The following is a 22,924-nucleotide window of genomic DNA, read 5'->3' as shown; positions in this document are numbered from 1 at the left end:
GGCCGGCGCCCCTCACTGCAGCGGCGGATCGCCGCTGGTGCGCTTCTTGGCGAGCTCCATCTCGGTGATCGCGACCAGGATCTCGGCGCGGGTCTTCAGGTCAGGCGCTTCCAGCATGGCCTGCTTCTCGGCCGGGCCATAGGGCGACATCATCGCCAGCGCATTGACCAGCGCCTCGTTGGGCGCGCTCTCGACGCCCTCCCAGTCGACCTTGAGGTTGTTGGCCTTCAGGAAATCCGCGAGCGCCACCAGCAGCGCCTCGCGGTTGACCGCCTCCTCGCCCAGGCGCGCCTTGAAATCGTCGGCGAAGGCGAAGAAGTCGACCTTGCACTGCCGGTAGGCGGTCAGCACGTCGAGCTCCTCGACCACCCTGAAGCGCGCGACGCCGGTGAGCTCGAGGAGATAGCGGCCGTCGCCGGATTCGGCGAGCTGGGTGATGCGGCCGACACAGCCGACGCGAAACAGCGCCGGCTTGTCCGCGTTCTTGGGCGAATGGGCCACATCAGGCTGGATCATGCCGATCAGGCGATGACCGTCGCGGAAGCAATCGTCGACCATCGCCAGATAACGCGGTTCGAAGATGTTGAGCGGCATCTGGCCGCGCGGCAAGAGCAGCGCACCCGGCAGCGGAAACACCGGAACGATCTCAGGAAGGTCGCCAGGCCCGCGATATTCGATGTTGATCGGCATCTGTTGCGCGGTCCTCGGTTGACGTGATCAGCCCCTGCCAGATGAGGTACGGAAAAATCCGCGGTGGTTTCCCGAAAAGATCGTGTTCAAGCAGACACCCCTACGAAAACAGGATCGTCGACAAACGCTTGCGTCCCTCGACGGTTGCCTCGTCCGTCCCGCCCCAGGCCTCGAAGAACTGCACCAGCTGCTTGCGGGCGCCGTCGTCGTTCCATTTGCGGTCGCGCTTGACGATCGCGAGCAGCTGCTCGGTGGCCGCGGCGCGGTCGCCCTTCGCATTCAGCGCGGTGGCGAGGTCGAAGCGCGCCTGATGATCGAGCGGGTTTGCGGCGACTTTCTGCTCCAGCTCGGCAATGGGCCCCAGCGATTCGGCCTGTTCGGCGAGATCGATTGCGGTCTGCACGGCCTTCACGGCCGGGTCGTTGCGCTTGGATCCCGGCACCATGGCCAGTGTCTGCTTGGCCTGCTCCATCGCACCCGACGTGACGTAGCATTTGGCGAGGCCGGCAAGCGCAGCGATGTTGGTCGCATCGTACTGCAGCACTTCGGCATAGATCTGCGCGGCCGCGGCGGCATCGCCCTCGGCGAGCACGGCCTCGGCCTCCTGGAGGATCTCGGCGATGTTGGGCTCACCGGGTGCCGTGACGCCCTTGGTGACCTTTTCGATGAAGGCGTTGACCTGGCTCTCCGGCACCGCACCCATGAAACCGTCGGCCGGCTGGCCGTTCACGAACGCGATCACGGCCGGGATCGACTGGATGCCCATCTGGCCCGGGATCGCCGGATGCTGGTCGATGTTCATCTTGACCAGCTTGACCTTGCCCTTGGCCGCCTTGACCGCCTTTTCCAGCACGGGGGTGAGCTGCTTGCAGGGGCCGCACCATTCCGCCCAGAAGTCGATCAGCACCGGCTGGCGCTTCGATTCCTCGATGACGTCCTTCACGAAGGTCTGGGTGGTGGTGTCCTTGATCAGATCGGCCGCAGCCGAGCCCGCTCCGTTACCCTGGTCGATGATCGTCACGGGATCCCCTCGTCTGATGTCCGGAATGGCGGGTCTTTAGCACGTCGCCATCACATATGCTTCGGTGTCGGCTCCTAGATTGGGCCGAATGGGCCGAATTTCAATCCATCAGGGCCGATTCGGCGGTTTCGGGCCATTTTCGGACGATTTGGCCGTTTCAGGGCTCATATTGGGGCTCCGAAAGCGCGATGATGCTGCCGGTAGCTGTTGCATTCGCCTCCCGCTTTTGGCATACGACAGCCGTTGCCGGCGCGTCACGCGACCGACACAGGATGCGGGTGTAGCTCAGTGGTAGAGCACGACCTTGCCAAGGTCGGGGTCGAGGGTTCGAGCCCCTTCGCCCGCTCCAGTTTTTCCCCAGCGTCCAAATGAGGAACTTGTCCCGCCGGCGCGAGCCGCTGAGCCGGTCCTCCGTGCGGTAATGCGGTGGGGTTATCGGTGGACACCCGTTTTGACATAAGAGACGAGTTGTAATCCGTCCATCGAACCCCGCATTGGCTAGGCGCATGACGCGCACGGCTAAGGAGATTTGGTTGGTGGGCCTTTTGGGACGGGACTAGGTGTTGAGCCCGGAGCGGTTGGAACGGCACTTGGGGATGCCGTCGGCGTCGGGACTGGCGCAAGAGCGCCAGCGGAAGCCGGTTGGGCTGGTGGATTGGCCGCCCCTCCGGTTGCCGTTGGGCTCGTCGTGCTCGGAGTTTGAAAGACCTTGCTGACCGAATCCTTGAAGAGCGGAATCATCAGCGCCGCTGCGATGGTTAATACGATGACAGCTTGGGTCTTAAATGCTTTCAGGTCGTTTATCTCTTCTCGCAATTCTTCAATATGCTTTTCGACCTGATAGGCCGTAGTGAATTTCCCTGAAATTTGGTTGATGTTCTTAGATGGAAGGTCGATGTAGCCCTTCTTCATCTCTTTCCGCGATATCGCTTCATTCAAGTCGGCCAGCCAGATTGGAAATATCGGCTCACCACGCTTGAGATGTATTGGGGACGGCCCCGCATTGAATACGGAGAACAGAAGTTTCCCACTGTATCCCGGATCGACGTGAAAGCCCGAGATATTGACCAACCCGGAGAACTTGATTGAAGCTCGGATCGATATAAAGCCAAGGACGCCGATAGGTATGTTGACAGCCTGTTCCGTTAGCAGAAAAGCGAACTGACCCGGGTCGATAACGAAGCTTTCGTTGTCTTTCAGTTGTCGTGCCGTTTTTCCGCTTGCTTCGTCGGAGACGTAAACCTCACTGCCGATGGATAGGAGATAGTTCGCGTCTTCAACGCGCGAAATGTCCCAAGGCTCAACTATCTTTTGAGCGGGACCTTCAGTTCGCCACTTGTTGTCATTCCAGAAGGGCATGAGGCCCGCCTATTCGGCGATGTAGAATTGGCGTGCCGCCAATTCTTTTCTCCTGGCCCTCAGCGCGGGCTCAATGTCGATGGCCCGCTCGGTCGCGATGCTTACCACCCAACGGATCACATCGGCGTTCGCCTGCCTGGCAATAGGAAGAAACTCTTCCAAATGATCGATCTTTTCGCAAGCATCCGCAAACCTTCCGGCGGCATCTGCTAGAACGTATACTGGATCGTTAGTCGTCTTATGCGAAAGCTGACAAGTTGAGACCGCATTTAATTCTTGTTGGAGCGTGTTGGCCGCGCTCAAACAAACCAAAAATGTATCCACTACCGTTCGTTCAATGGACTTAGGTTCGTCAGCACCGCGCGCCAGCCTGCCGACGTATTTTGCGAAGTGGAGGCCGTAGTGCTTCAAGCGATCATTCTTGGATAGGTGTAGAATGTCAGCATGATTTCGTTGGTCGTGCGCATGCTGTTCGCGCTGAAGGCGCAACAGATCGTCCGCCTGATACATCCCAAATTCTCCCCGCACGCCGTGATTTCACGTGATACCATAAAAATACAGTATTTTCAAGGGGATAGAGTGACTCTTAAGTGATTCTTTCGATTCACCTTTCTGGTTTTTCCACACGGCATAGCTTCCAGCGAACAGGCTGCTCGCTATACCCTACATAGAGGGGATGCTTCGGTTGACCATCCTTCGTGACACCAAGACAGTGCAATATAACGCCGACCTCGTTTGCAATTGCTATCGCAATTTCGGCGCAGCCCATATGAGAACCGTGTGCACCCCACCCGACCAGTGCTAGCCCTTTTCGTTCGCGACATTCGACCAATATTCGCCGAATGTGCATGCTGTTCTGAGGCCCAATTGGATCCCTCATCTGCTTCCAGACTTTCGGGTCGGTCGCGCGCCCGGCACCCAAATTCCAAACGATCAACGATCCAAAGCCGCTCGCAGCCGCCCGTCGCACGCACCGAGTGATCGTCGGGTCGTCTATTTCGGCGTCGGCAGTTGACGGGTTGAGCATCCCCAGAACACACGGTGGCTTGCTGTCGTTCCATATTCGCCGCAGCTCGTATCGATAAGTGCCACACGCTGAGATTATCGCGCTTCCTCTTGTCAAGAAGTTCAACTGTGTCAACTCTGACAATCCTCGCTAGGCTGGTCTGCACGAAAGAAGCGATTCGCTGGCGCGATTGTAGTCGGCCACGACCGACGAGGGCATAGGTGCGTTTGGTGCAAACTGCGGCCCGCTCCAATTTTTCCCAGAGCGTCCAGCCAAACCGGGTCGGGCCGTGGTTTCCCACGCCGCTGAGGGCTGGCTTGGGTTTCATATGACAATTCTGGTCACCGGCAGTGCCGGCCATCTCGGCGAGGCCATTCTCCGGACGCTCCGGCGTCGCGGGTCCCCTGCGCATGGGGTCGATCTGAAGCCATCGCCCTTTACCGATGCGGTGGGCTCGATCGTCGATCCCGGCTTTGTCCGGGCGCAGATGGACGGCGTTACTGCCGTGATCCACGCGGCGACGCTGCACAAGCCGCATGTGGCGACCCACAGCAAGCAGGCCTTTGTCGACACCAACGTCAGCGGGACGCTTAACCTGCTCGAGGCGGCCGCGGCGGCGGGCGTGAAGAGCTTTGTCTTCACCAGCACCACCAGCGCGTTCGGCTCCCAGCTCCGGCCCGAGGCCGGGCAGGCGGCGGTGTGGGTCACCGAGGAGCTGCCGTCGGTGCCGAAGAACATCTACGGCGCCACCAAGCTGATGGCGGAAAATCTGTGCGAGCTGTTCTTTCGCGAGAAGGGCTTGCCGGTCGTCGTGTTGCGGACCTCGCGGTTCTTTCCCGAGGACGACGACGATGCCGCGATGCGGTCGGCCTATCCGCTGGACAACGCCCAGGCCAACGAGCTGCTCTATCGCCGGCTCGATATCGCGGACGCCGTGAGTGCCCATCTGCTCGCCGTGACGCGTGCGCCGGAGATCGGATTCGCCCGTTATATTGCCTCGGCGACGACCCCGTTTGGGCCACAGCATCTTGCGGCGCTGGCGCGCGATGCTGCCGGTGTCGTGCGCGAGCTCTATCCGGATTGCGCGCAGCTCTACGCGGAGCGCGGCTGGCGGCTGTTCCCCCGGATCGACCGGGTCTACGTCAACGCACAGGCGCGGCGTGAACTCGGATGGCATCCGGAATGCGATTTCGCTCACGTGCTGCGCAGCCTGCGCGCCGGCTCCGATTTCCGCAGCACGCTGGCGCGCGAGGTGGGCGTGAAGTTCTATCACGATACGCTATTTGACGACGGACCCTACCCCGTCGCCAAATAGTCGCCGCTTTTGTCAAATCGTACGATGTTTCAGATGCGTGGCCGGTGTCACCGCGCACCGTCCGGCCCCCGCCGTTCTACTGTGCATGGGGTTGTTTTCGCGGCTTTGTATTGGCTGCGTCCTGTCCTGCTCGCAAAAGAGGCGATCGCCATTGCATTTTCGCGGTGCAGCGAGGCGTCGTCGCCGCTGCATGCGACGATGTGAGACGATCCGTCTCAATTCTTACTGAGCGCGACAGCCGCGCGAGCGACGCGCTTCTCACCGCTCGCAGATGTGCTAACCTTTTTGCGTCTGCCTCTCGACAGACCAAGAACTTCGCCGACTCACACAGCAAAACAATAACGTGCAGCCCTGACGGCTGCCTTAGGGGAGTGACGCGATGACATCGATAATCAATCGATCCGTGTTGGCGCTTGCAGCGGTTGCCCTGCTCGCAGGGACAAGCGTCGCCAGTGCGCAGCAGCAGGACAGCAACCGGGCGCTGAAGAAGTACGAGTCCGGCACCAAGGAATTCTGGACCCATCCGCCGGATGACTGGTTCCTCGGCGACGAGACCGAGGCGCAGAAGGGCCTCGCTCCGCCCTCGGGTCCGCCGACCGGTGCCTCCGAATCCGAACTCGCCAACATCATCAAGAAGGTGAAGCTGCCGCCGGGCTTCAAGATGGAGGTCTATGCCTCCGGCGTGCTGGCCGCGCGGCAGATGGCCTGGGGTGACAAGGGCACGTTGTTCGTCGGCTCGTTCGGCCTCGGCAACGTCTATGCCATCAAGGACGCCGGCGGAAAGAAAGAGGTCAAGACCATCCTCAAGGGGCTGAACATGCCTACCGGTCTGGCCGTCAAGGACGGTGCGCTCTACGTCATCGCGGTCGACAAGCTGATCCGCTACGACGACATCGAGAACAAGCTCGACAATCCCGGCGAGGGCAAGGTCGTCTATGACGACATGCCGTCCTATGCCGCGCATGGCTGGAAGTACCTCGCGGCCGACAAGGACGGCTGGTTCTACATTCCGTTCGGACCGCCCTTCAACGTCGGCATTCCCCCGACCAGCGTCTCGCAGATCCGGCGCGTCGATCCCAAGACCGGCAACGCCGAAGTCTATGCGCTCGGCGTTCGCAACTCGGTCGGCGGCGACGTCGATCCGCGCACCGGCAAATACTGGTTCACCGAGAATGCGCGTGACTGGGTCAGCGATGATCTTCCGTCAGACAAGCTGAACATGATCTCCAAGCTCGGCGAGCATTTCGGCTATCCCTACTGCCACCAGGGCGACCTTCCCGATCCGAAGTTCGCCATGGGCCACAAATGCTCCGAGTTCACGCCGCCCGTGCTGAATCTCGGCGCCCACGTCGCTCCGCTCGGCATGAAGTTCTATACCGGCGACCAGTTTCCGCCTGAGTACAAGAACAACATCCTGATCGCCGAGCACGGCTCCTGGAATCGCCACAAGTACCAGGGTGGCCGTATCGTACGCGTGATCGTCGGGCCCGACGGCAAGAACGCCAAGCAGGAGGTGTTCGCCTCCGGCTGGATCGAAGGCGACCAGGGCTATCTCGGCCGGCCCGACGACATCGTTCTCGCCAAGGACGGATCGATTCTCGTCGCCGACGATTGGGCCGGCGCGATCTATCGCATCAGCTACAGCAAGAAGTAGCGCACGACGACACGAGGCTGCGGTTGCCGCAAGGCGCCGCAGCCTTTTGCGTCTAATTTCGATTGTCGTTCCGGATTGCGCGCCAGCGCAAGTCCGGAACCCATACCCACGAGCGGGGGTTATGGATTCCGGGCTCGTGCTTCGCACGCCCCGGAATGACGCATTCGATAACTTGGAATTTCATCATGCGCCGGCACTTAATCTCGCACGCCATCTACGCGGCTGCGCTCCTCACCCTTGGCGCCGTCTCCGCAGGCGCCGCAGACACAACGGCTGTGCAGGAGAAGGCTGCCGTTTGCTCCGGCTGTCACGGCGAGAACGGTATCTCGCAGACCGAGAACATTCCCTCGCTCGCCGGCCAGCCCGATCAATTCCTGCAATGGCAGCTCGTGTTCTTCCGCGCCGGCTCGCGCAAGAACGAGCAGATGCAGCCGATCGCCCAGGACATCGCCAATGAGGACATTCGCAGCCTGGGCGCCTATTTCGCCGCGATGACGCCGCCGAAGGCCGCCGAAGACGGGGATCCGGACCTGTCGAAAAAGGGCGCGCAAGTTGCTGCCGGCCGTCGCTGCGCCTCATGCCATACGGACAGCTTTGCCGGCACCAAGGCCGTCGCGCGGCTTGCGGGTCAGCGCGAGGAGTACCTGGTCAAGGCGCTGCAAGACTACAAGAGCAGCCGGCGCGTTGGTGGCGGGGGCGCCGCAATGGCCGATGTCGCCTATCACATGAGCGAAGAGGAAATCACGGCCGTCGCGCACTATCTGGCATATTTCAAGTAAGCGCGAGATATAGCTGCAAGCACCACTGTCGTCCCGGACAAGCGCGCCTCAAGCGTGCGCAGATTCGGGACCCATAACCACAGGATCGCGTTTGGCGAAGACTCGTAGTGACCAGTTCGCGCCATAACCACTCCCTGGGGTTATGGATCCCGGATCTGCGCTTACGCTTGTCCGGGACGACGGCGGTGGGTGAGGCTGCTATCTACCCTGCCCGCTGCTTCTCATACGCCTTCAGATGCGTGTACGCGATGCGCAGCTTCGGCACCGGCACCTTGGCCGCATCGGCGCGCACAATGAGGTCGCCGATCACGTGATCGGCCTCGACCGGGAGGCCCGCCTTGATGTCGCGGAACATCGAGGCTGTCATCGGCGAGCCCTCGGTGGTGAGGTTGCCCTTCACACGCTCGAAGAACGGCCCGCCCGGCGTGTAACCCGACGCGGCGGCGATCGAGCTGGTCTCATCCAGCATGCCGAGCAGGAAGTCCCGGCCTCCAGGAGCAGCGAGGATGTTGCCGACGGAGGTGCGCATCAGACTGGTGCTTGCGGCGAGTGAGGACAGGAACACCCACTTCTCCCACATGTCCTGCATGATGTTCTGGCTGGCGGTGGCGCCATTGATGCCGCTCTTGAAGGCCTCGTCGATCGCCTTGACACGGTCCGACAGTTTGCCGTCCCGCTCGCCATAATTGATCGACTGCATCGGCTGCAGCTGCACCACCTCCCGCTTTTCGTTCAAGGTGGCGGCGATGGCGCAGAGTCCGCCGAGCACGCGCTCCCTGCCGAACTTCGCATCGAGCGTGTCGAGATGCTTCATGCCGTTGAGCATCGGAATGATCGCGGTATCAGGGCCGACGGCGGCGGCGAACGAGGCGATGGCGTCGTCGAGGTCGAACGCCTTGCAGCTCAGCAGCACGACGTCGAACTTGTCCTTGATCGCGCCGGCCTGCACGGTCGGCGGATTCTTCAAGGTCACGTCGCCATTCGGGCTCTTGATGACCAGACCGTCGCTCGCGAGTTCGCTGGCGCGTTTGGGACGGACCAGGAAGGTGACGTCGCGGCCGGCCTGCAACAGCCTGCCACCAAAATAGCCGCCGATGGCGCCGGCGCCGACCACGAGGATACGCATGGGAGATTGTCCTTTTTGCTTTTTCTTCCGTCGTCCTGGCGAAAGCCAGGACCCATTACCCCAACTGCTCGTTATCGGACATGTTGGAGCCCCAGCTCGCCATACAATAACCCTGGGTGGTTACGGGTCCTGGCTTTCGCCAGGACGACACTGGAGAGTTAGCTCGTTTATCTCGGATACGAAAATCACTTCTCCAGCACCATCTCCTCGACCTCGCGCAGTTGCTCCTTGCCGAAGAACATCTCGTTGCCGACGAAGAAGGTCGGCGAGCCGAACGCACCTCGCGCGACCGCTTCCTCGGTGTTCTTGATCAGCTTGCCCTTCACCTCGGGTTCCTGGGCGCGGGCGAACAGCTTTTGCGCGTCGAGACCCGATGACGCCAGCGCCTTGGCCGCGATTTCAGGATCGTCCATCTTCTTCGGCTCGCGCCACATGTGATGGAAGGCGGCGTCGACATACGGCTCGAACACGCCGTCGAGCTGCGCGGCGATCGCGGCGCGCATCAGGTTCAGCGTGTTGACGGGGAAGTGGGGATTGAAGACGTAGGGCTGGACCTTGAAGCGCTTGAGGAAGCGTTCGGTTTCGACCTGCTGGAATTCGCGCTTGTTCTTGATGCCGGCCAGCGTCTCCGCCGGCGACTTGTTGTTGGTCGACTTGAAGATGCCGCCGAGCAGGATCGGCACATATTCGAATTTGACGCCGATGCGTTGCTCGATCGCGGGGATCGCCAGATGGCTGAGATAGGCGTTCGGGCTGCCGAAATCGAACAGGAATTGCGGGGCTGGGCGGGTCAAAATTCGTTCTCCCTGGGGTCGCTTTTCATCCATTGTGGCGCAGGGCGCGCCACAGGTCCACCGTTTAATGACGGTCATAATATCTTGACGGTCAGACCAGGCGCTTGATCGCCTTCTTGCGCCACACCAGAAGGTAATAGCCCATCTGCAGGAGGAACATGGCGCAGAACACGATTGGGTACGCGGCCCATACGCCTTTGAGCCCGATCGCGCGGCTGAGGATCACCGCCGATGGCAGCTCGATTCCGACGATGGCCGATATCGACAGCAGCATCGGCGTCACCGCCACGCCGGCGGCGCGCATTGCGCCGGAGAACGTGGTCGCAAGGCCGAACGGCACTGAGCTCCACAAGGCGATGAAGAGCAGTCCCTTCGCCAGATCGAGCACGGCGCCATCGGTGATGAAGATGCCGAGCACGGCGCGCGGCGCGAGATAAATCAACGCGACCAGCCCGCCGGTCAGGACGAGGTTGAACGCAAGACCCGTGCGGACGATGCCGTCGAGCCGCGCCCGGTCGCTGCCGCCGATGGCTTGCGCGCCGAGGATGGAGACCGCGATCGAAATCGACATCGCCGTGAACTGCGTGTAGCCCATCACTTGATTGACCGCGCCGTAAGCCGCCGTGGCTTCGGAGCCATAGCCGTTGACGAGGCCGAGCAGCACGAGCTCGGCGACCGCCATCACGACCATGCCGACCGCACTCGGCAAGCCGATGCCGAGGACTTGTCCGAGCACCGCGCGATCGGGCCGCAGATGACGAAGCAATGCCGCATCCGGCGCGAGCGCGTGCGTCTTGCGCAGCAAATAGACTGCGAGAACGATCAACGTCACTGCGTTGGACGCCGCAGCCGCCCAAGCCGGGCTGGTGATGCCGCCGCCGGAGTGGATCAGGATCGGCGTCAGGATCAGGCCGATCGCAGTCGAAAGCGCCAACGCCAGCAGTGGCGTGACGGCGTCGCCGACGCCCCGGATCATCGCCGTCATCAGCAGGAAGGTGAAGCCAAGCGGCATCGTCAGCAGCATGGTGCGCGCATAACGGGAAGCCTGGTCGAGAATGTCCGCGGGCGTTGCGAGGAGCATCATCAGTTGCCGGCTGAACAGGCCGCCGATCGATCCGACGGTGATGGAGAGCAGCAAGCCAACGCCAAGCGTCGTGCCGGCGACGATCTTGATCCTGTCGTGCTTGCCCGCGCCGAAGGCCTGACCGATCAGCACGGTGGCGCCGGTGCTCAGACCCATGACGAAAGCGAACAGGAAGAAGAACACCGGGAAGAAAGTCGAGACCGCCGCGAGTGCGTTCACCCCGATCATCTGGCCGAGATAGACATTGCTCACGGTGCCGAACAGCGATTGCAATGCGTTGCTCAGCATCAACGGCGCGAGGAAGCGCAAAAAAGTTTGCCAGAGTGGCTTTGGCGCAGACATGGATTTGCCTTTCATCGGGGCGTGCGAAGCCGCTGCCGCGCGATGCGCGCGCGGCCTGGCCGTTGATCGAATCGTTGGAGATCGCGCCTAGGCGCGGTCGCTATAGGCGAGCTTGACGATGTGGTCGCGGATGTCGGCCGGCCAGTCGGCAATCAGTCCGGTGAAGCGGCGCCGGTCGTCTGCGAACAGGGCACGCGACGCTTCCTCGAACTGTGCGAGATTGCCGGCCATCGTCGACATGAAGTGATAGGCCGCATCGCGCGCCTGTCGCTCGCGGTCCTTGTCGCCGCTCGCGCGCCGGGCTTCGTCGACGAGTTTCCGCAGCGCGACCGAGGCACCGCCGGGCTGGGCATTGAGCCACTCCCAGTGCCGCGGCAGCAGCGTCACCTCGCGCGCGACCACGCCGAGCTTCGGCCGGCCGCGCCCGCGCGGCTCGGTCGGTGGCGCAGCCTCCTCGACCGGCGGCGGCATCAGCTTCGCCAGACGCGCCAGCACCTCGCGGTCGCCGCCGCGCAGATCGAAGTCGATCGATCGGCCCGTGGCGTCCTCGAAGATGATGATCGGCTCGTCCGGCCGAGCCGCCACCCGCTTGACGACGAGTGCGACCTCTCCGGCCGACCCGGACACCAACCGGCGACGCCCCTGGAATGCGGTGAAAACCTTCTGCATTGGAATCATTGCCATATTGACGACGCTGGGCGCTTTAATACCCGGGTAAATAACCATCGTCAATATACCCGGATGAAAATATCCATCCGGACGGCTCGACATTACGTTCCCGGGCTGGCACCTACGCGACCGACCAAGCCTGAGCCCGGGGATCTCGCGATGCTGACCGTCCACCACCTCAACAATTCGCGTTCGCAGCGTGTCCTGTGGCTGCTCGAGGAACTGGGCGTTCCCTACGAGGTCGTGCGCTATGAGCGTCAGCCCGACATGCGCGCGCCGAAAGAGCTGCGCGCGATCCATCCGCTCGGCAAGTCGCCTGTCATCACCGACAACGGCAACACCATCGCCGAATCCGGCGCGATCATCGAATATCTCATCGCGACCTACGGCAATGGCCGATTGATCCCGCCGCCCGATACGCCGGAGCGGCTGCGTTTCACCTATTGGCTGCACTACGCCGAAGGCTCCGCGATGTCGCCGCTCCTGCTGAAGCTGCTGTTCACGCTGATGCCCAAGCGCGCGCCGGCCTTGCTGCGCCCGCTGGTGCGCAAAGTCTCGAATCAGGCGCTCACTGCGTTGGTCAACCCGCAGCTCAAGCAGCACATGGATTATTGGGAAGGCGAGCTCGGCAAAACCGAATGGTTCGCCGGCAACGAGTTCACCGCCGCCGACATCCAGATGAGCTTTCCGCTTGAAGCAGCCCAGGCACGCGGCGGCCTCGAGCAGGGCCATCCCAAGGCGATGGCGTTCCTGGAGCGCATCCACGCGCGGCCGGCCTATGCGCGCGCGCTGGAGAAGGGCGGGCCGTACATGGTGGGGCGGTAAGCTTCCTGACCGCCCCGCGATGAGCTGCCGGTCCGCGTTACTGTCCGGCTGCTTCGGCGCCGCGCGTGCGCGGGTCGGGTGCGCCGAGAGGGCCGTTCGGCGTCACGGCAATCGAATTGGCTGACGTCTGGCCCATCGGCTCGACGATGAGATGGTCCATCGCCTTCAGCTCGAACAGCACGTCGTCGGGAAAGCCGCGTTCGACGCGCACCTCGTCCGGCAGCCATTGGTGATGCAGCCGCGGCGCGGCGACGGCGGCCGCGACGTCCATGTTGTAGTCGAGCACGTTCACGATCACCTGGAGCACGGTCGAGATGATGCGGCTGCCGCCGGGCGAGCCCGTCACCAGCACCGGCTTGCCGTCCTTCAGCACGATGGTCGGCGACATCGAGGACAGCGGCCGCTTGCCCGGCCCGGGCAAATTGGGCTCGTAGCCGACCAGACCATAGGCGTTGGAGGCACCGACCGCGGCGGTGAAATCATCGAGCTCGTTGTTGAGCAGCACGCCGGTGCCATCGGCGACGAGGCCGACGCCGTAGCTGAAATTGAGCGTATAGGTGTTGCTGACGGCATTGCCGCTGCTGTCGACGACGGAATAGTGCGTTGTGTTGCTGCCTTCGCGCGGTGCGGGGGGACTGGAAACGATGTCTTTCGACGGTGTTGCGCGGTCGGTGGCGATACTGTTGCGCAGCCTGGCTGCATAGTCCTTCGAGGTGAGCGTCTCGATCGGTGCGTTGACGAAGGCGGGATCGCCGAGATAGCGCGCGCGATCGGCGTAAGCGCGCTTCATCGCCTCGATCAGCAGATGCAGAGAGGCTGGTGAGCCCTGCTTCAAATCGGCGAGCTGAAAGCCTTCGAGAACGTTGAGCGATTCCACCAGCACCACGCCGCCGGAGGACGGTAGCGGCATCGAAACGATGTCGTAGCCCCGGTAAGTGCCGCGCACCGGCGCACGGATCACAGGCTGATAGGCCTTCAGATCTGCCGGAGTCATGATGCCGCCGGCGTCGGACACGGCCTTGGCGATCTTCTCCGCCACCGGGCCTTCATAGAACCCGCGCGGTCCTTGCGCTGCGACGCTCGCCAGCGTGTCGGCGAGATCGCCCTGCACCAGCCTGTCGCCTTCGCCCAGCGGCGCGCCGTCGGGCCTTGCGAAAATCCTGGCTGAAGATGGAAAGCGTGCCAATCGCGGGTACCAGCCCGGCAGCGTGTCGGCGATGTCGTCCGTGACGATGAATCCGTCCCGGGCGAGCACGATCGCAGGCTCCAGCAATTGCGCCAGGGTGAACTTGCCCGATCCGTATTTCTCCAGCGCCATAGCAAGGCCGGCGACCGTGCCGGGCACACCGATGCCCAATCCGGAATCGCGCGATTTGGCCGGATCGGGCTTGCCGTCGGGCCCGAGGAAAACTTGCGCCGTCGTCGCCGCAGGCGCGGTCTCGCGATAGTCGATCGCAATATCCTCGTTGCGTTCGGCCGAGTGGATCACCATGAAGCCGCCGCCGCCGATATTGCCCGCGCGCGGATATGTCACCGCCATCGCAAAGCCGGTCGCGACGGCCGCGTCGACGGCATTGCCGCCGCGCCGCAAGATCTCAGCTCCGACCTGTGCAGATATCTTTTCCTGCGCCACGACCATGCCGTGTTCGGCGGGGACAGCATGCACCGTGTCGAGCGCGGGCGGAACATAGACCCGCCGCGCATCCTGCGCGGTTGCGGGTGCAAGACCAAACGCCAGAGTGGCGATGAGTACGACAAATGTCCGACGTGTCGACGCCATCATCAAATTTCCGCCAAGCCGCCACGCCAATTCAAACGCGTCGCTGTAATGCTATACGGATTGCGCTAAGAGGGGCAAAACTGTTTGTGATGAGGACTGCGTGATGACGACGATCGCCCCCGAGGCGCGCCTGGCTAGCGCCCCGCGGACCTATCCGCCGCGCGCCGCCGTCATCAGCTGGATCTTCTTCGATTGGGCTGCGCAGCCCTATTTTACGCTGATCACGACCTTCGTGTTCGCGCCCTATTTTGCCACCAGCGTTGCGCCGGATCCTGCCACCGGCCAATCGCTCTGGGGATTTGCGATGGCAGCAGCTGGCATGGCGATTGCGCTGTTGTCCCCCGTGCTCGGTGCGATCGCCGACGCCTCGGGTCGCCGCAAGCCGTGGATCGCCGCGTTTGGCGCGGTCCTGGTGCTGGCCTCCTGCACGCTGTGGATCGGCAGGCCCGGCAATCACGCCATCATTCCGCCGTTGCTGATGGCAGTTGCGCTTGCCAGCGTCGGCGCGGAATTCGCCACCGTCTTCAACAATGCGATGATGCCGACCCTGGTGCCGCCGGAGCGCATCGGCCGGCTCTCGGGCACCGGCTGGGCCACGGGTTACATCGGCGGCATCGTCAGCCTGGTCATCGTGCTCGGCTTCCTCGCCGCCAATCCCGAGACCGGTCGCACAATGCTCGGCTTCACGCCGTTGTTTGGGCTCGATCCCGTCACCCACGAAGGCGATCGTGCCGCGGGACCGTTGACGGGGCTGTGGTTCATCGTCTTCGTCGCGCCGATGTTCCTGTTCACGCCGGATTATCCGGCGAAGCGCCCGGTGCGCGAGGCACTGCACGAAGGCCTTGCTGATCTCAAGCAATCGCTGAAGGATCTGCCCCAGCAGAAATCGCTCGCCGCGTTTCTGCTTGCCAACATGATTTACACTGACGGCCTGGTGTCGCTGTTCGCGTTCGGCGGCATCTATGCAGCCGGCACCTTCGGCTGGCGCACGATCCAGATCGGCTCGTTCGGCATCATTCTCGCCATTGCCGGCACCTTCGGCGCCTGGCTCGGCGGCAAGCTCGACGATTCCCTTGGTCCGAAGCGCGTCATCGCCGGCAGCATGCTGATCCTGCTGCTGTCGGTCGCAGCAATTCTGCTCGTCGACAAGGACAGCGTGCTGTTCGTCAAGGTCGCGCCGCCGGTGCCGGGCGGCCCGCTGTTCGCTGCAGCCGCCGAGCGTGCTTACATCGTGCTGGGCTGCCTGATCGGCGCGGCCGGTGGCCCGCTTCAGGCCGCCTCGCGCACGCTCCTGATCCGCCTCGCGCCGAAGGATCGGATCGCGCAGTATTTTGGTCTGTTCGCGCTGACCGGGAAGGTCACGTCCTTCATTGGCCCGCTGCTGATCGGCCTGATCACGGCGGCAACCGCGAGCCAGAAGGCCGGCATGGCCGTTCTGGTGGTGTTTTTCGTGACGGGGTTCGTGCTGCTGATGCGGGTGCGGGAGTAATTCGTGGCCCGGATGGAGCGAAGCGCAATCCGGGACCTGTTGCCAAGCTGCGAGGACCCGGATTTCGCTTCGCTCCATCCGGGCTACGGTTGCGGTGGCCTCAGTGCCTGAAGTGCCTTGTCCCCGTGAACACCATGGCGATGCCGTGCTCGTCGGCAGCCTTGATCACCTCGTCATCGCGCATAGAACCGCCAGGCTGCACCACGGCGGTGGCGCCGGCTTCGATGCAGGCGAGCATGCCGTCGGCGAAGGGGAAGAACGCATCCGACGCCACGACCGAGCCCTTGGTGAGCGGCTCGGCGAGCTTCAGCTCGCTTGCCGCATCCTGCGCCTTGCGGGCGGCGATACGCGCTGAATCCACGCGGCTCATCTGCCCGGCGCCGATGCCGACGGTGGCGAGATCCTTGGCGTAGATGATGGTGTTGGACTTGACGTGCTTGGCCACACGGAAAGCGAACTTCAGGTCGCGCATTTCGGCCTCGGTCGGCGCACGCTTGGTCACGACCTTGAACGTCATGTCGTCAACCACGGCATTGTCACGGCTCTGCACCAGGAGGCCACCTGCGACCGTCTTGGCGGTGAGGCCGGGCGCACGCGGATCGGGCAGGCTGCCGGCGAGCAGCAGCCGCAGATTCTTCTTCCCGCCGATGATGGCAATCGCCTCTTCGCTGGCGTCAGGGGCGATGATCACCTCGGTGAAGATCTTTGTGATCTCGCGCGCGGTGTCGGCGTCGAGCGCGCGGTTCATCGCGATGATGCCGCCGAACGCCGAGGTGGAGTCGCAAGCCAGCGCCTTGCGATAGGCGTCGACGAGGTTCGAACCCTCGGCCACGCCGCAGGGATTGGCATGCTTGACGATGACGCAGGCCGCGGTGCGCTTGGTGTCGAATTCGCCGATGCATTCATAGGCCGCATCGGTGTCGTTGATATTGTTGTAGGACAGCTCCTTGCCCTGCAGCTGCCGCGCGGTCGAGACGCCCGGGCGTTTGTCGGGCGTGGCGTAGAACGCCGCGGTTTGGTGCGGGTTCTCGCCGTAGCGCAGCGACTGAATCAGCCTGCCGCCGAAGGCGCGGAAATCGGGCGCGTCGATCTCGAGCTGGCGGTTGAACCAGTTCGAGATGGCGGCGTCATAGGCCGCGGTCCGGGCATAGGCCTTCGCAGCGAGGCGCCGACGCAGTTTCAGCGTGGTCGCACCCTCGTTGGCGGCGAGCTCGTCCAGCACGGCCTTGTAGTCGTCGGCTTCGACCACGACGGCGACGTCGTCATGGTTTTTGGCGGCGGCGCGGATCATCGCGGGGCCGCCGATGTCGATATTCTCGATGCAGTCCTCGAAGCCCGCGCCTTTGTCGACGGTCGCCTCGAACGGATAGAGATTGACGACGAGGAGATCGATCGGCGCGATGCCGTGCGCCTTCATCGCCTCGGCATGCTCCTTGTTGTCGCGGATCGCGAGCAGGCCGCCATGGACCTTCGGATGCAGCGTCTTGACGCGGCCGTCCATCATCTCGGGGAAGCCGGTGAGGTCGGAGACGTCCTTCACCTTGAGGCCGGCGGCGGCGATCGCTTTCGCGGTACCGCCGGTCGAGACCAGCTCGACATCATGCGCGGCGAGCGCCTTGGCGAACTCGATCAGGCCTGATTTGTCGGAGACGGAGAGAAGGGCGCGGGTCACGCGGCGGGGATGGTCAGTCATGAGCAAGATCCTCTGTCTTAAGGAGTGTCTATGCCCAGGCGCGCGGCGGGTATGTGTCGCGCTTCCCGATGGTGCTCCATCCAAGGTCGCCAGTCGCGCGAACGAGCGCTCGATAGCAGCTTTTGGCATGCCTCTCAACCGGTAGATGGGACCGGATCGCGCCTGTTTACAGCGGAAGTTCCGGTTCGCGCCGCGCATTGCGGCGGGCGTTGGTCACCGACGGCGAGGCCGTGGAACGCACAAAACTCCAGCGGATCGAGGGCGCCTGACGGGCATCCTGGCGGATCACGATCTGGGCGGTGCGGCGGGGGCCGTCATTGCCGGCCAGGAACACGCTGTCCTCGAGGTCGACCTTGTCGTCGAGAGCCTCGAAGGTCCAGACGTCGCGGTTCGGCAAGACCAGCATGACGCCGCGGGCATCCGACAGACGGCTCGCCTTCACCGCCGGATGCAGATGGAAGCGCAGCGCGAAATCGGCATCCGTGCCCTTGAGCCGCGCGCCCTGCGGCGGCGACAGCGAATCCTCGCCGTCGATGCGCGCCCCGTCATTGGCGACCATCAGCACGCGGCGATGGATCACGCCGAACTTGGCGAGATAGCCGTCATGCGAGGTCGTCAGCAGCGTGCCGCCCTCGACGACCTCCCGATAGCTCTCGACCTCCTGTGGGCCGCTGATGATCGGCGCGCCGCGCAACAGCCGCTTCATCGCCGACATCTCGACGAACTGGCACGAGGACGTCTCGTGATAGGTCAGCGTCGAATGCGCCGCGGTGCCGCGCGCGAACGGCCGCCAATTGTCACGGCCCGTGGTCGGCATGCCGCAATTGGTGACGATGCGGCTGATGCCGGAGGACAGTTCGAACGACAGGCAACCGGCGTGCGCGTCGTGGCTGACGCCGGGGGGCGGTGGTGGGCCGGTGTCGATGATCAGCGTGGTCGGACCGGCATCAAGGCGCTGGAATCCGGTATGCGGCATGTTCGCCATCGGCGCGCCATGGGCGTCATCATAGGCGAGCAGCGTGGCCAGCAGGTCGGACGGTGTCGCGCTCATGCCGTTGAACAGCGCGAAATTGCCGTCGCCATGCCGGAAGAAGCGCAGCATCGGCATCATGCGGTCGATCGCATTGAGCAGCGCAGGCGGTGGCGCGATATTGCGCGCGGCAAAGGTCTGCCGCAGCGGCAACAGGTCGATCAAGAGTTCGATCAGGGCGCCCGGATTGCGGGAGATGTGCCCGCCGTCGGGGAGGATCTGCCGCTGCAATTCGTCGGAGAGTTTTTTCGACGCGCTGCGGATGTGACGGGCCTGGTTGGCGAGGCACAGTGTCGTGTAGCACAACGCGATCTGCACCTGCAGTTTTGGCACCCCGTCGGGGATGTTGACCATGGTGTAGCGCAGGAAGCGGATCTCGCGTGCCAGCGCGCGCAGGTAACGGCGATAGAATTTGTTGTCGGTGTCGCCCAGCACCAGCGGCGCCTGCGACAGCAGGGAGATCACGCGCCGCGCCAGCACGTCGGCGCGGCGGGCCACGGGCCGGCGCTTGTTCGCGGGGTTGCTGATCCAGTCTTCGACCAGCGCGCGCGCATTCGCCCGCGTCAGCGCCGTGTCGGCGGCGCGCAAATGGCGTAGCCAGCCAAAGCCGAGCAGCGCGACCTCCCAATCCTCCGACGGCGGGTCGAGATCGAAGATCGAGCGGCCGTGGCAATTGACGATCTTGCCGGCGAAGACGAAGCGCCCGGCATAGATCTCGGCGGCGCGCGTCGCATCGGCGGTACGCAGGTCATGCGGCGCGATGATCAGCCGGTCGGTGCGGCCGGGCCAGACCCGCGACAGCGCAACGGAACCGCCGCTCGCGCGCGCGAGCATGTTCCGCGCGAAGCGGTTCATCACCAGCGTCGAGATACGTCTGCGTTGAGCGACCGACACGCCTTGCCTTGAAGGGGGAGAGGATTCCGACGAATCCTTATTAATCCCAAAATCGGCCGGCTGACACCACCTTGAAAGGTCTCGAATCAGTCCAGTGGTCGCAAAATCCGGTGCAAAATCAGGATTTAACGAGCCGGGCCGCAAAAAATCCGTCGAGCCCGCCGAGCTTCGGGTCGGCGTGCGGCAGGTGGCTCGGCAGGGTCCGGAGATCGCCGTCCGCGGTAATGATCTCGCCGAGCCCGGAGACCTCGCCGGCCTCGACCGGTACGCGGCGAAGCGAGGGTTCCGCGGCCAGCAATGTGGCGACAGCCTGCTCGCCCTCTTCGGGTTCCAGCGAACACGTGCAGTAGACCAGCGTTCCACCCGATTTGAGCAGCGAGACGGATTTCTTCAGCAGCCGTTGTTGGAGGACGGTCATCGAGGCGATGTCGGTCTCCTGCCGCAGCCAGGCAACGTCGGGGTGCCGGCGGATCGTCCCGGTCGAGGTGCAGGGCGCATCGACCAGGATTCCATCGAAGCCGTCTGCCGGTCCCGTCCATTCCACCGCGTCGGCGACGACAGTCTCCGCCTGGAGCGACAGCCGGTTCAGGTTTTCGCGCAGGCGTGCGACGCGGGCGGGCGAACGGTCGAGCGCCGTGACACGCGCGCCAGCCTGCGCCAGCTGTGCGGTCTTGCCGCCGGGTGCGGCGCAGAGATCGGCGATGGATTTACCGGCAAGGTCGCCAAACAGCCGGACGGGCAGCGCGGCGGCGGCGTCCTGCACCCACCACTGTCCTTCCGAAAAGCCGGGCAACATCGTCACGACGCCGTGCAGCACTGTGCGCACCGATCCAGTCGGCAGCACTTCGCCGTGCAATCGGCTCGCCCATTGCGCGGCATCGGACTTCACAGTGAGATCGAGCGAAGGTTCGTGACCGAGCGCCAGCGCCATATCTCGCGCAGTCGCCTCGCCGTAATGCGCGCTCCAGCGCGCCAGCAGCCAGGGCGGCAGGTCCAGCGATTGCGCTGCGACTTCCTCGACCAGCGCCTGGCCCTCGCGCGCGCAACGGCGCAGCACGGCGTTGACGAGGCCGGCATAGCGCGCAGCACGCCGGTCGGACTGTACTAGCCGAACCGAGAGATCGACCGCGGCGTGATCGGGCACGTCCATCCAGAGAATCTGGGCGGCACCGATGAGAAGCGCGCTCTGCGCGCGCGGCGCGTCGGAGGGAATGCCCTTGTCGAGCAGCCGCGACAGCACATGGCCGAGCGTGCCAAGGCGACGCAGGATGGTCGCGACCAGACGCCGCATCAGCGCGCGGTCGCGATCGGCGAGTGTCTTCAGGCCGGGATGGGCGCCGGAGCCGTCGAGCTGGTCGTCAAGCGTGCGGTGCTTGTGCAGGACGCCGTCGACGATGTCGGCAGCGATCCGTCGCGCCGCGAGACCGGGCACTTCGGACGGTGGGGCGAAACGTTGAGATGGCATGCGGCAGTAAGGTTCTGAGCGAGCGGCAGTTCCGCCAAGATGGGCGCATGCCTTGAGAACTGCACAAATGGCATGCGAATATGCCAAATGTAAGAATGGCCTCTGGCGATTTGAGGCCTTGGCTGCCATTTCAGCAATGCGTTATTGGACGTCGCGCCTGCCGCGATCCTGCGCTAGGACCCAAACGATGAACGACCAAGCCCCCGCCTCCAATCGTAAGCCGTTGCCGCCGGCCGCCCAGCGCGCGCTGGCTGAAGCGGAGGAGCGTCGGCGGGCCGCGGCGGCGCGTGCCAAGGCCGATGCGGCGGCACCAAAGGAATTGCAGGGGCCGAAGGGGCCTGAGCCCACCCGCTACGGCGATTGGGAGCGCAAGGGTATCGCTTCGGATTTCTGACGCCGGCTTGCCGGTCCGGCCGACTCAGCCCTAGCGTGCGCGAATGTCGCGTTTTGATCCGGATAGCTCCTATCGCCCGTCCTACGGCGGCTCGCCATTCGGCCGTCGCTTCTCCGGACTGTTGCCGTGGATGTTCGTGGTCGGCATCGTCACCGCAATCGTGCTGGTCTCTCGGCATGGCACCAACTGGCCGGTTCCACATCCGGCCGACGATCGCACGCAGGATGCCGAGATCATCCTCCAGCACGCGGGCAATCCGGAGGACCGCCTGCCGATCGACGTCATCCGCACCATCGACGGCGACACGTTTCTGGCCCGCGTGCATCAGCGCGACGGACGCGATCTCGTCGCGCGGGTTCGCCTGCGCGGCATTGATGCACCCGAAATGAAGGCGTCCTGCCGGGACGAGCTGGACAAGGCGGAAGCCGCCACCGAGGCGCTGCGCAATCTGCTCAGCCAGGGCGGCGTCACGATCTACAATCTCGGCACGGAGAAATATGGTCGCGTTCTCGCCGACGTCGCAACGAAGCGAACCATCAACGTATCCGCCGCGATGCTCGCGGGCGGGTACGCGCGCAGCTACAATGGCGGTCATCGCGACGGCTGGTGCACACGCGGCTGGCGGTTCTGGTAACAAAAAAGCCGCGTCTGACGACACGGCTTTTTCAGACTTTGTCCTGACCGCGATGATCAGCGCGTCACGACCACCTTGGTGCCGACCGAGACGCGGCTGTAGAGATCGGTGATGTCGTCGTTGAGCATGCGGATGCAGCCATAGGAGACGAAGCCGCCGACCGACCCCGGCACGTTGGTGCCGTGGATGGCGTATTCGCCGCCGGCCAGCGTCATCGCCGCAACGCCCATCGGATTGCGCGGCGAGCCGCCGGGGATCACGTCGGGCAGCTGCGGCTTGTCGCGCTTCACCTCGGCGGGCGGCGACCATGCCGGGTTGCGATATTTGCCGTCGATGCGCGTAGTGCCGGCCCATTGCTTGCCTGATTTGCCGACGCCGACCGGATAGCGCACGGCGTGGCCGTCATCGAGGATCAGGTAAAGCCGGCGCTCGTTGGTTTTGACCACGATGGTGCCCGGCGAATAGTCGGCCAGGTGCGCGCCGACCATTTCCGGCCGCGCCTCGGCTGCCGTCGACATCAAGGCCCCTGCAGCGATGGTGGCGGCCAGCGCCAGTGCAATCTTCATGGACATCGATTTCCCCTTAACCCCGAACGTATCAGTCCAAATTCACGCAAAACCGGCAATGGGCTGCCTCGCCAAGTCCTTGTTAGGGGACATTCTTAACCGCGCTTGTTAACCGGACAGTTTCCACGCGCGGCCGTCAGTGGCGAGCCAGCAGGGGCAAGAAAGGAAATGTTCGAAATAAAGTAAATGACTTGAAAACAACACTCGGCGGGAAAGATACCCCTGCGGAGGCGCCCGCCCTGACAAGTGCGTGAGGGACCAGCCTCCGTCATTCCGCGGCGCGCGGAGCGCGAACCCGGAATCCATCTTGCCGCG

21 protein-coding genes, 1 tRNA gene and 1 riboswitch are annotated in these 22,924 nt (G+C 63.7%); of the genes, 8 read left to right on the top strand and 14 right to left on the bottom strand.

The window, feature by feature from the left end:
* Positions 1–12: 12 nt before the first annotated feature.
* Positions 13–690, bottom strand: coding sequence for an LON peptidase substrate-binding domain-containing protein (locus tag JQ621_RS14990; RefSeq protein ID WP_212235489.1), 678 nt, complete (start codon positions 688–690; stop codon positions 13–15).
* A gap of 100 nt (positions 691–790) precedes the next feature.
* The gene (gene trxA, locus JQ621_RS14985; protein WP_212235488.1) at positions 791–1,711 is read right to left on the bottom strand and encodes a thioredoxin; all 921 of its coding nucleotides are present in this window, start codon (positions 1,709–1,711) and stop codon (positions 791–793) included.
* 274 nt (positions 1,712–1,985) lie between these two features.
* Here trxA and JQ621_RS14980 point away from each other — a divergent pair.
* A tRNA-Gly gene (locus JQ621_RS14980) sits at positions 1,986–2,060 on the top strand.
* Between the two features lie 170 nt (positions 2,061–2,230).
* Here JQ621_RS14980 and JQ621_RS14975 read toward each other — a convergent pair.
* From JQ621_RS14975 to JQ621_RS14965, 3 genes are all read right to left on the bottom strand, one after another.
* Positions 2,231–3,070: a dCTP deaminase domain-containing protein gene (locus JQ621_RS14975; protein ID WP_212235487.1), complete on the bottom strand. Its 840-nt coding sequence runs from the start codon at positions 3,068–3,070 to the stop codon at positions 2,231–2,233.
* A 9-nt stretch (positions 3,071–3,079) separates the two neighbouring features.
* A complete protein-coding gene (locus tag JQ621_RS14970) occupies positions 3,080–3,580 on the bottom strand; it encodes a hypothetical protein (RefSeq protein WP_212235486.1) in 501 nt (166 codons plus the stop codon).
* Between the two features lie 94 nt (positions 3,581–3,674).
* Positions 3,675–4,193: a DUF1643 domain-containing protein gene (locus JQ621_RS14965; RefSeq protein WP_283813198.1), complete on the bottom strand. Its 519-nt coding sequence runs from the start codon at positions 4,191–4,193 to the stop codon at positions 3,675–3,677.
* Between the two features lie 211 nt (positions 4,194–4,404).
* Here JQ621_RS14965 and JQ621_RS14960 point away from each other — a divergent pair, with 211 nt between their 5' ends.
* The 3 genes from JQ621_RS14960 (at position 4,405) to JQ621_RS14950 (ending at position 7,824) form a co-directional block, all read left to right on the top strand.
* Positions 4,405–5,391: an NAD-dependent epimerase/dehydratase family protein gene (locus tag JQ621_RS14960; protein ID WP_212235484.1), complete on the top strand. Its 987-nt coding sequence runs from the start codon at positions 4,405–4,407 to the stop codon at positions 5,389–5,391.
* Positions 5,392–5,770: 379 nt separating this feature from the next.
* The gene (locus JQ621_RS14955) at positions 5,771–7,045 is read left to right on the top strand and encodes a PQQ-dependent sugar dehydrogenase (RefSeq protein ID WP_212235483.1); all 1,275 of its coding nucleotides are present in this window, start codon (positions 5,771–5,773) and stop codon (positions 7,043–7,045) included.
* Between the two features lie 185 nt (positions 7,046–7,230).
* Complete coding sequence (locus JQ621_RS14950; RefSeq protein ID WP_212235482.1) at positions 7,231–7,824, top strand: c-type cytochrome; 594 nt, start codon at positions 7,231–7,233, stop codon at positions 7,822–7,824.
* Between the two features lie 202 nt (positions 7,825–8,026).
* Here the strand turns inward: JQ621_RS14950 and panE are convergent, their stop codons facing one another.
* From panE to JQ621_RS14930, 4 genes are all read right to left on the bottom strand, one after another.
* On the bottom strand, positions 8,027–8,950 hold the full coding sequence (gene panE, locus JQ621_RS14945) for a 2-dehydropantoate 2-reductase (protein ID WP_212235481.1): 924 nt from the start codon (positions 8,948–8,950) through the stop codon (positions 8,027–8,029).
* Positions 8,951–9,135: 185 nt separating this feature from the next.
* A complete protein-coding gene (locus tag JQ621_RS14940) occupies positions 9,136–9,744 on the bottom strand; it encodes a 2-hydroxychromene-2-carboxylate isomerase (protein ID WP_212235480.1) in 609 nt (202 codons plus the stop codon).
* A 91-nt stretch (positions 9,745–9,835) separates the two neighbouring features.
* Positions 9,836–11,170: an MATE family efflux transporter gene (locus JQ621_RS14935; protein WP_212235479.1), complete on the bottom strand. Its 1,335-nt coding sequence runs from the start codon at positions 11,168–11,170 to the stop codon at positions 9,836–9,838.
* Between the two features lie 87 nt (positions 11,171–11,257).
* The gene (locus JQ621_RS14930; protein WP_212235478.1) at positions 11,258–11,854 is read right to left on the bottom strand and encodes a DUF2239 family protein; all 597 of its coding nucleotides are present in this window, start codon (positions 11,852–11,854) and stop codon (positions 11,258–11,260) included.
* Positions 11,855–11,998: 144 nt separating this feature from the next.
* Between JQ621_RS14930 and JQ621_RS14925 the strand changes: the two genes are divergently transcribed.
* Positions 11,999–12,664: a glutathione S-transferase family protein gene (locus JQ621_RS14925; RefSeq protein WP_212235477.1), complete on the top strand. Its 666-nt coding sequence runs from the start codon at positions 11,999–12,001 to the stop codon at positions 12,662–12,664.
* 37 nt (positions 12,665–12,701) lie between these two features.
* Here the strand turns inward: JQ621_RS14925 and ggt are convergent, their stop codons facing one another.
* Positions 12,702–14,444 carry a gamma-glutamyltransferase gene (gene ggt, locus JQ621_RS14920; RefSeq protein WP_409334229.1) on the bottom strand — a complete coding sequence of 581 codons (1,743 nt, stop codon included), beginning with the start codon at positions 14,442–14,444 and terminating at the stop codon, positions 12,702–12,704.
* A gap of 103 nt (positions 14,445–14,547) precedes the next feature.
* Here ggt and JQ621_RS14915 point away from each other — a divergent pair, with 103 nt between their 5' ends.
* Positions 14,548–15,933, top strand: a complete 1,386-nt coding sequence (locus tag JQ621_RS14915; RefSeq protein WP_212235475.1) for an MFS transporter — start codon at positions 14,548–14,550, stop codon at positions 15,931–15,933.
* Positions 15,934–16,033: 100 nt separating this feature from the next.
* On the opposite strand, the gene purH is transcribed toward JQ621_RS14915, so the two are convergent.
* The 3 genes from purH to JQ621_RS14900 form a co-directional block, all read right to left on the bottom strand.
* Positions 16,034–17,626, bottom strand: a complete 1,593-nt coding sequence (purH, locus tag JQ621_RS14910) for a bifunctional phosphoribosylaminoimidazolecarboxamide formyltransferase/IMP cyclohydrolase (protein ID WP_212235474.1) — start codon at positions 17,624–17,626, stop codon at positions 16,034–16,036.
* A 25-nt stretch (positions 17,627–17,651) separates the two neighbouring features.
* Positions 17,652–17,733: riboswitch (ZMP/ZTP riboswitch) on the bottom strand.
* 59 nt (positions 17,734–17,792) lie between these two features.
* Entirely contained in the window at positions 17,793–19,511 is a 1,719-nt protein-coding gene (locus JQ621_RS14905; RefSeq protein ID WP_212235739.1) for a heparinase II/III family protein, read from the bottom strand.
* A 157-nt stretch (positions 19,512–19,668) separates the two neighbouring features.
* Positions 19,669–21,015 carry an RsmB/NOP family class I SAM-dependent RNA methyltransferase gene (locus JQ621_RS14900; RefSeq protein WP_212235473.1) on the bottom strand — a complete coding sequence of 449 codons (1,347 nt, stop codon included), beginning with the start codon at positions 21,013–21,015 and terminating at the stop codon, positions 19,669–19,671.
* A 187-nt stretch (positions 21,016–21,202) separates the two neighbouring features.
* Between JQ621_RS14900 and JQ621_RS14895 the strand changes: the two genes are divergently transcribed.
* Complete coding sequence (locus JQ621_RS14895) at positions 21,203–21,409, top strand: DUF1674 domain-containing protein (protein ID WP_212235472.1); 207 nt, start codon at positions 21,203–21,205, stop codon at positions 21,407–21,409.
* 43 nt (positions 21,410–21,452) lie between these two features.
* Positions 21,453–22,043 carry a thermonuclease family protein gene (locus JQ621_RS14890; RefSeq protein WP_212235471.1) on the top strand — a complete coding sequence of 197 codons (591 nt, stop codon included), beginning with the start codon at positions 21,453–21,455 and terminating at the stop codon, positions 22,041–22,043.
* Between the two features lie 56 nt (positions 22,044–22,099).
* Here the strand turns inward: JQ621_RS14890 and JQ621_RS14885 are convergent, their stop codons facing one another.
* Positions 22,100–22,615 carry a L,D-transpeptidase gene (locus tag JQ621_RS14885; RefSeq protein WP_212235470.1) on the bottom strand — a complete coding sequence of 172 codons (516 nt, stop codon included), beginning with the start codon at positions 22,613–22,615 and terminating at the stop codon, positions 22,100–22,102.
* Positions 22,616–22,924 lie beyond the last annotated feature (309 nt).

Source organism: Bradyrhizobium manausense (assembly GCF_018129685.1).
Classification (GTDB): Bacteria; Pseudomonadota; Alphaproteobacteria; order Rhizobiales; family Xanthobacteraceae; genus Bradyrhizobium; species Bradyrhizobium manausense_D.
Note: the sequence above shows the minus strand (reverse complement) of the source record. Positions and strands in the feature narration are given on the sequence as shown.

What these genes read in the sequence shown, in the direction of transcription:
- JQ621_RS14990 (WP_212235489.1), bottom strand. Translation starts at nt 690, where the DNA reads ATGCCGATCAACATCGAATATCGCGGGCCTGGCGACCTTCCTGAGATC.
- JQ621_RS14915 (WP_212235475.1), top strand. Translation starts at nt 14,548, where the DNA reads ATGACGACGATCGCCCCCGAGGCGCGCCTGGCTAGCGCCCCGCGGACC.
- JQ621_RS14930 (WP_212235478.1), bottom strand. Translation starts at nt 11,854, where the DNA reads ATGGCAATGATTCCAATGCAGAAGGTTTTCACCGCATTCCAGGGGCGT.
- JQ621_RS14900 (WP_212235473.1), bottom strand. Translation starts at nt 21,015, where the DNA reads ATGCCATCTCAACGTTTCGCCCCACCGTCCGAAGTGCCCGGTCTCGCG.
- panE (WP_212235481.1), bottom strand. Translation starts at nt 8,950, where the DNA reads ATGCGTATCCTCGTGGTCGGCGCCGGCGCCATCGGCGGCTATTTTGGT.
- JQ621_RS14885 (WP_212235470.1), bottom strand. Translation starts at nt 22,615, where the DNA reads ATGTCCATGAAGATTGCACTGGCGCTGGCCGCCACCATCGCTGCAGGG.
- ggt (WP_409334229.1), bottom strand. Translation starts at nt 14,444, where the DNA reads ATGGCGTCGACACGTCGGACATTTGTCGTACTCATCGCCACTCTGGCG.
- JQ621_RS14895 (WP_212235472.1), top strand. Translation starts at nt 21,203, where the DNA reads ATGAACGACCAAGCCCCCGCCTCCAATCGTAAGCCGTTGCCGCCGGCC.
- JQ621_RS14925 (WP_212235477.1), top strand. Translation starts at nt 11,999, where the DNA reads ATGCTGACCGTCCACCACCTCAACAATTCGCGTTCGCAGCGTGTCCTG.
- JQ621_RS14975 (WP_212235487.1), bottom strand. Translation starts at nt 3,070, where the DNA reads ATGCCCTTCTGGAATGACAACAAGTGGCGAACTGAAGGTCCCGCTCAA.
- JQ621_RS14890 (WP_212235471.1), top strand. Translation starts at nt 21,453, where the DNA reads ATGTCGCGTTTTGATCCGGATAGCTCCTATCGCCCGTCCTACGGCGGC.
- JQ621_RS14960 (WP_212235484.1), top strand. Translation starts at nt 4,405, where the DNA reads ATGACAATTCTGGTCACCGGCAGTGCCGGCCATCTCGGCGAGGCCATT.
- JQ621_RS14905 (WP_212235739.1), bottom strand. Translation starts at nt 19,511, where the DNA reads ATGAACCGCTTCGCGCGGAACATGCTCGCGCGCGCGAGCGGCGGTTCC.
- JQ621_RS14955 (WP_212235483.1), top strand. Translation starts at nt 5,771, where the DNA reads ATGACATCGATAATCAATCGATCCGTGTTGGCGCTTGCAGCGGTTGCC.
- JQ621_RS14935 (WP_212235479.1), bottom strand. Translation starts at nt 11,170, where the DNA reads ATGTCTGCGCCAAAGCCACTCTGGCAAACTTTTTTGCGCTTCCTCGCG.
- JQ621_RS14950 (WP_212235482.1), top strand. Translation starts at nt 7,231, where the DNA reads ATGCGCCGGCACTTAATCTCGCACGCCATCTACGCGGCTGCGCTCCTC.
- JQ621_RS14970 (WP_212235486.1), bottom strand. Translation starts at nt 3,580, where the DNA reads ATGTATCAGGCGGACGATCTGTTGCGCCTTCAGCGCGAACAGCATGCG.
- purH (WP_212235474.1), bottom strand. Translation starts at nt 17,626, where the DNA reads ATGACTGACCATCCCCGCCGCGTGACCCGCGCCCTTCTCTCCGTCTCC.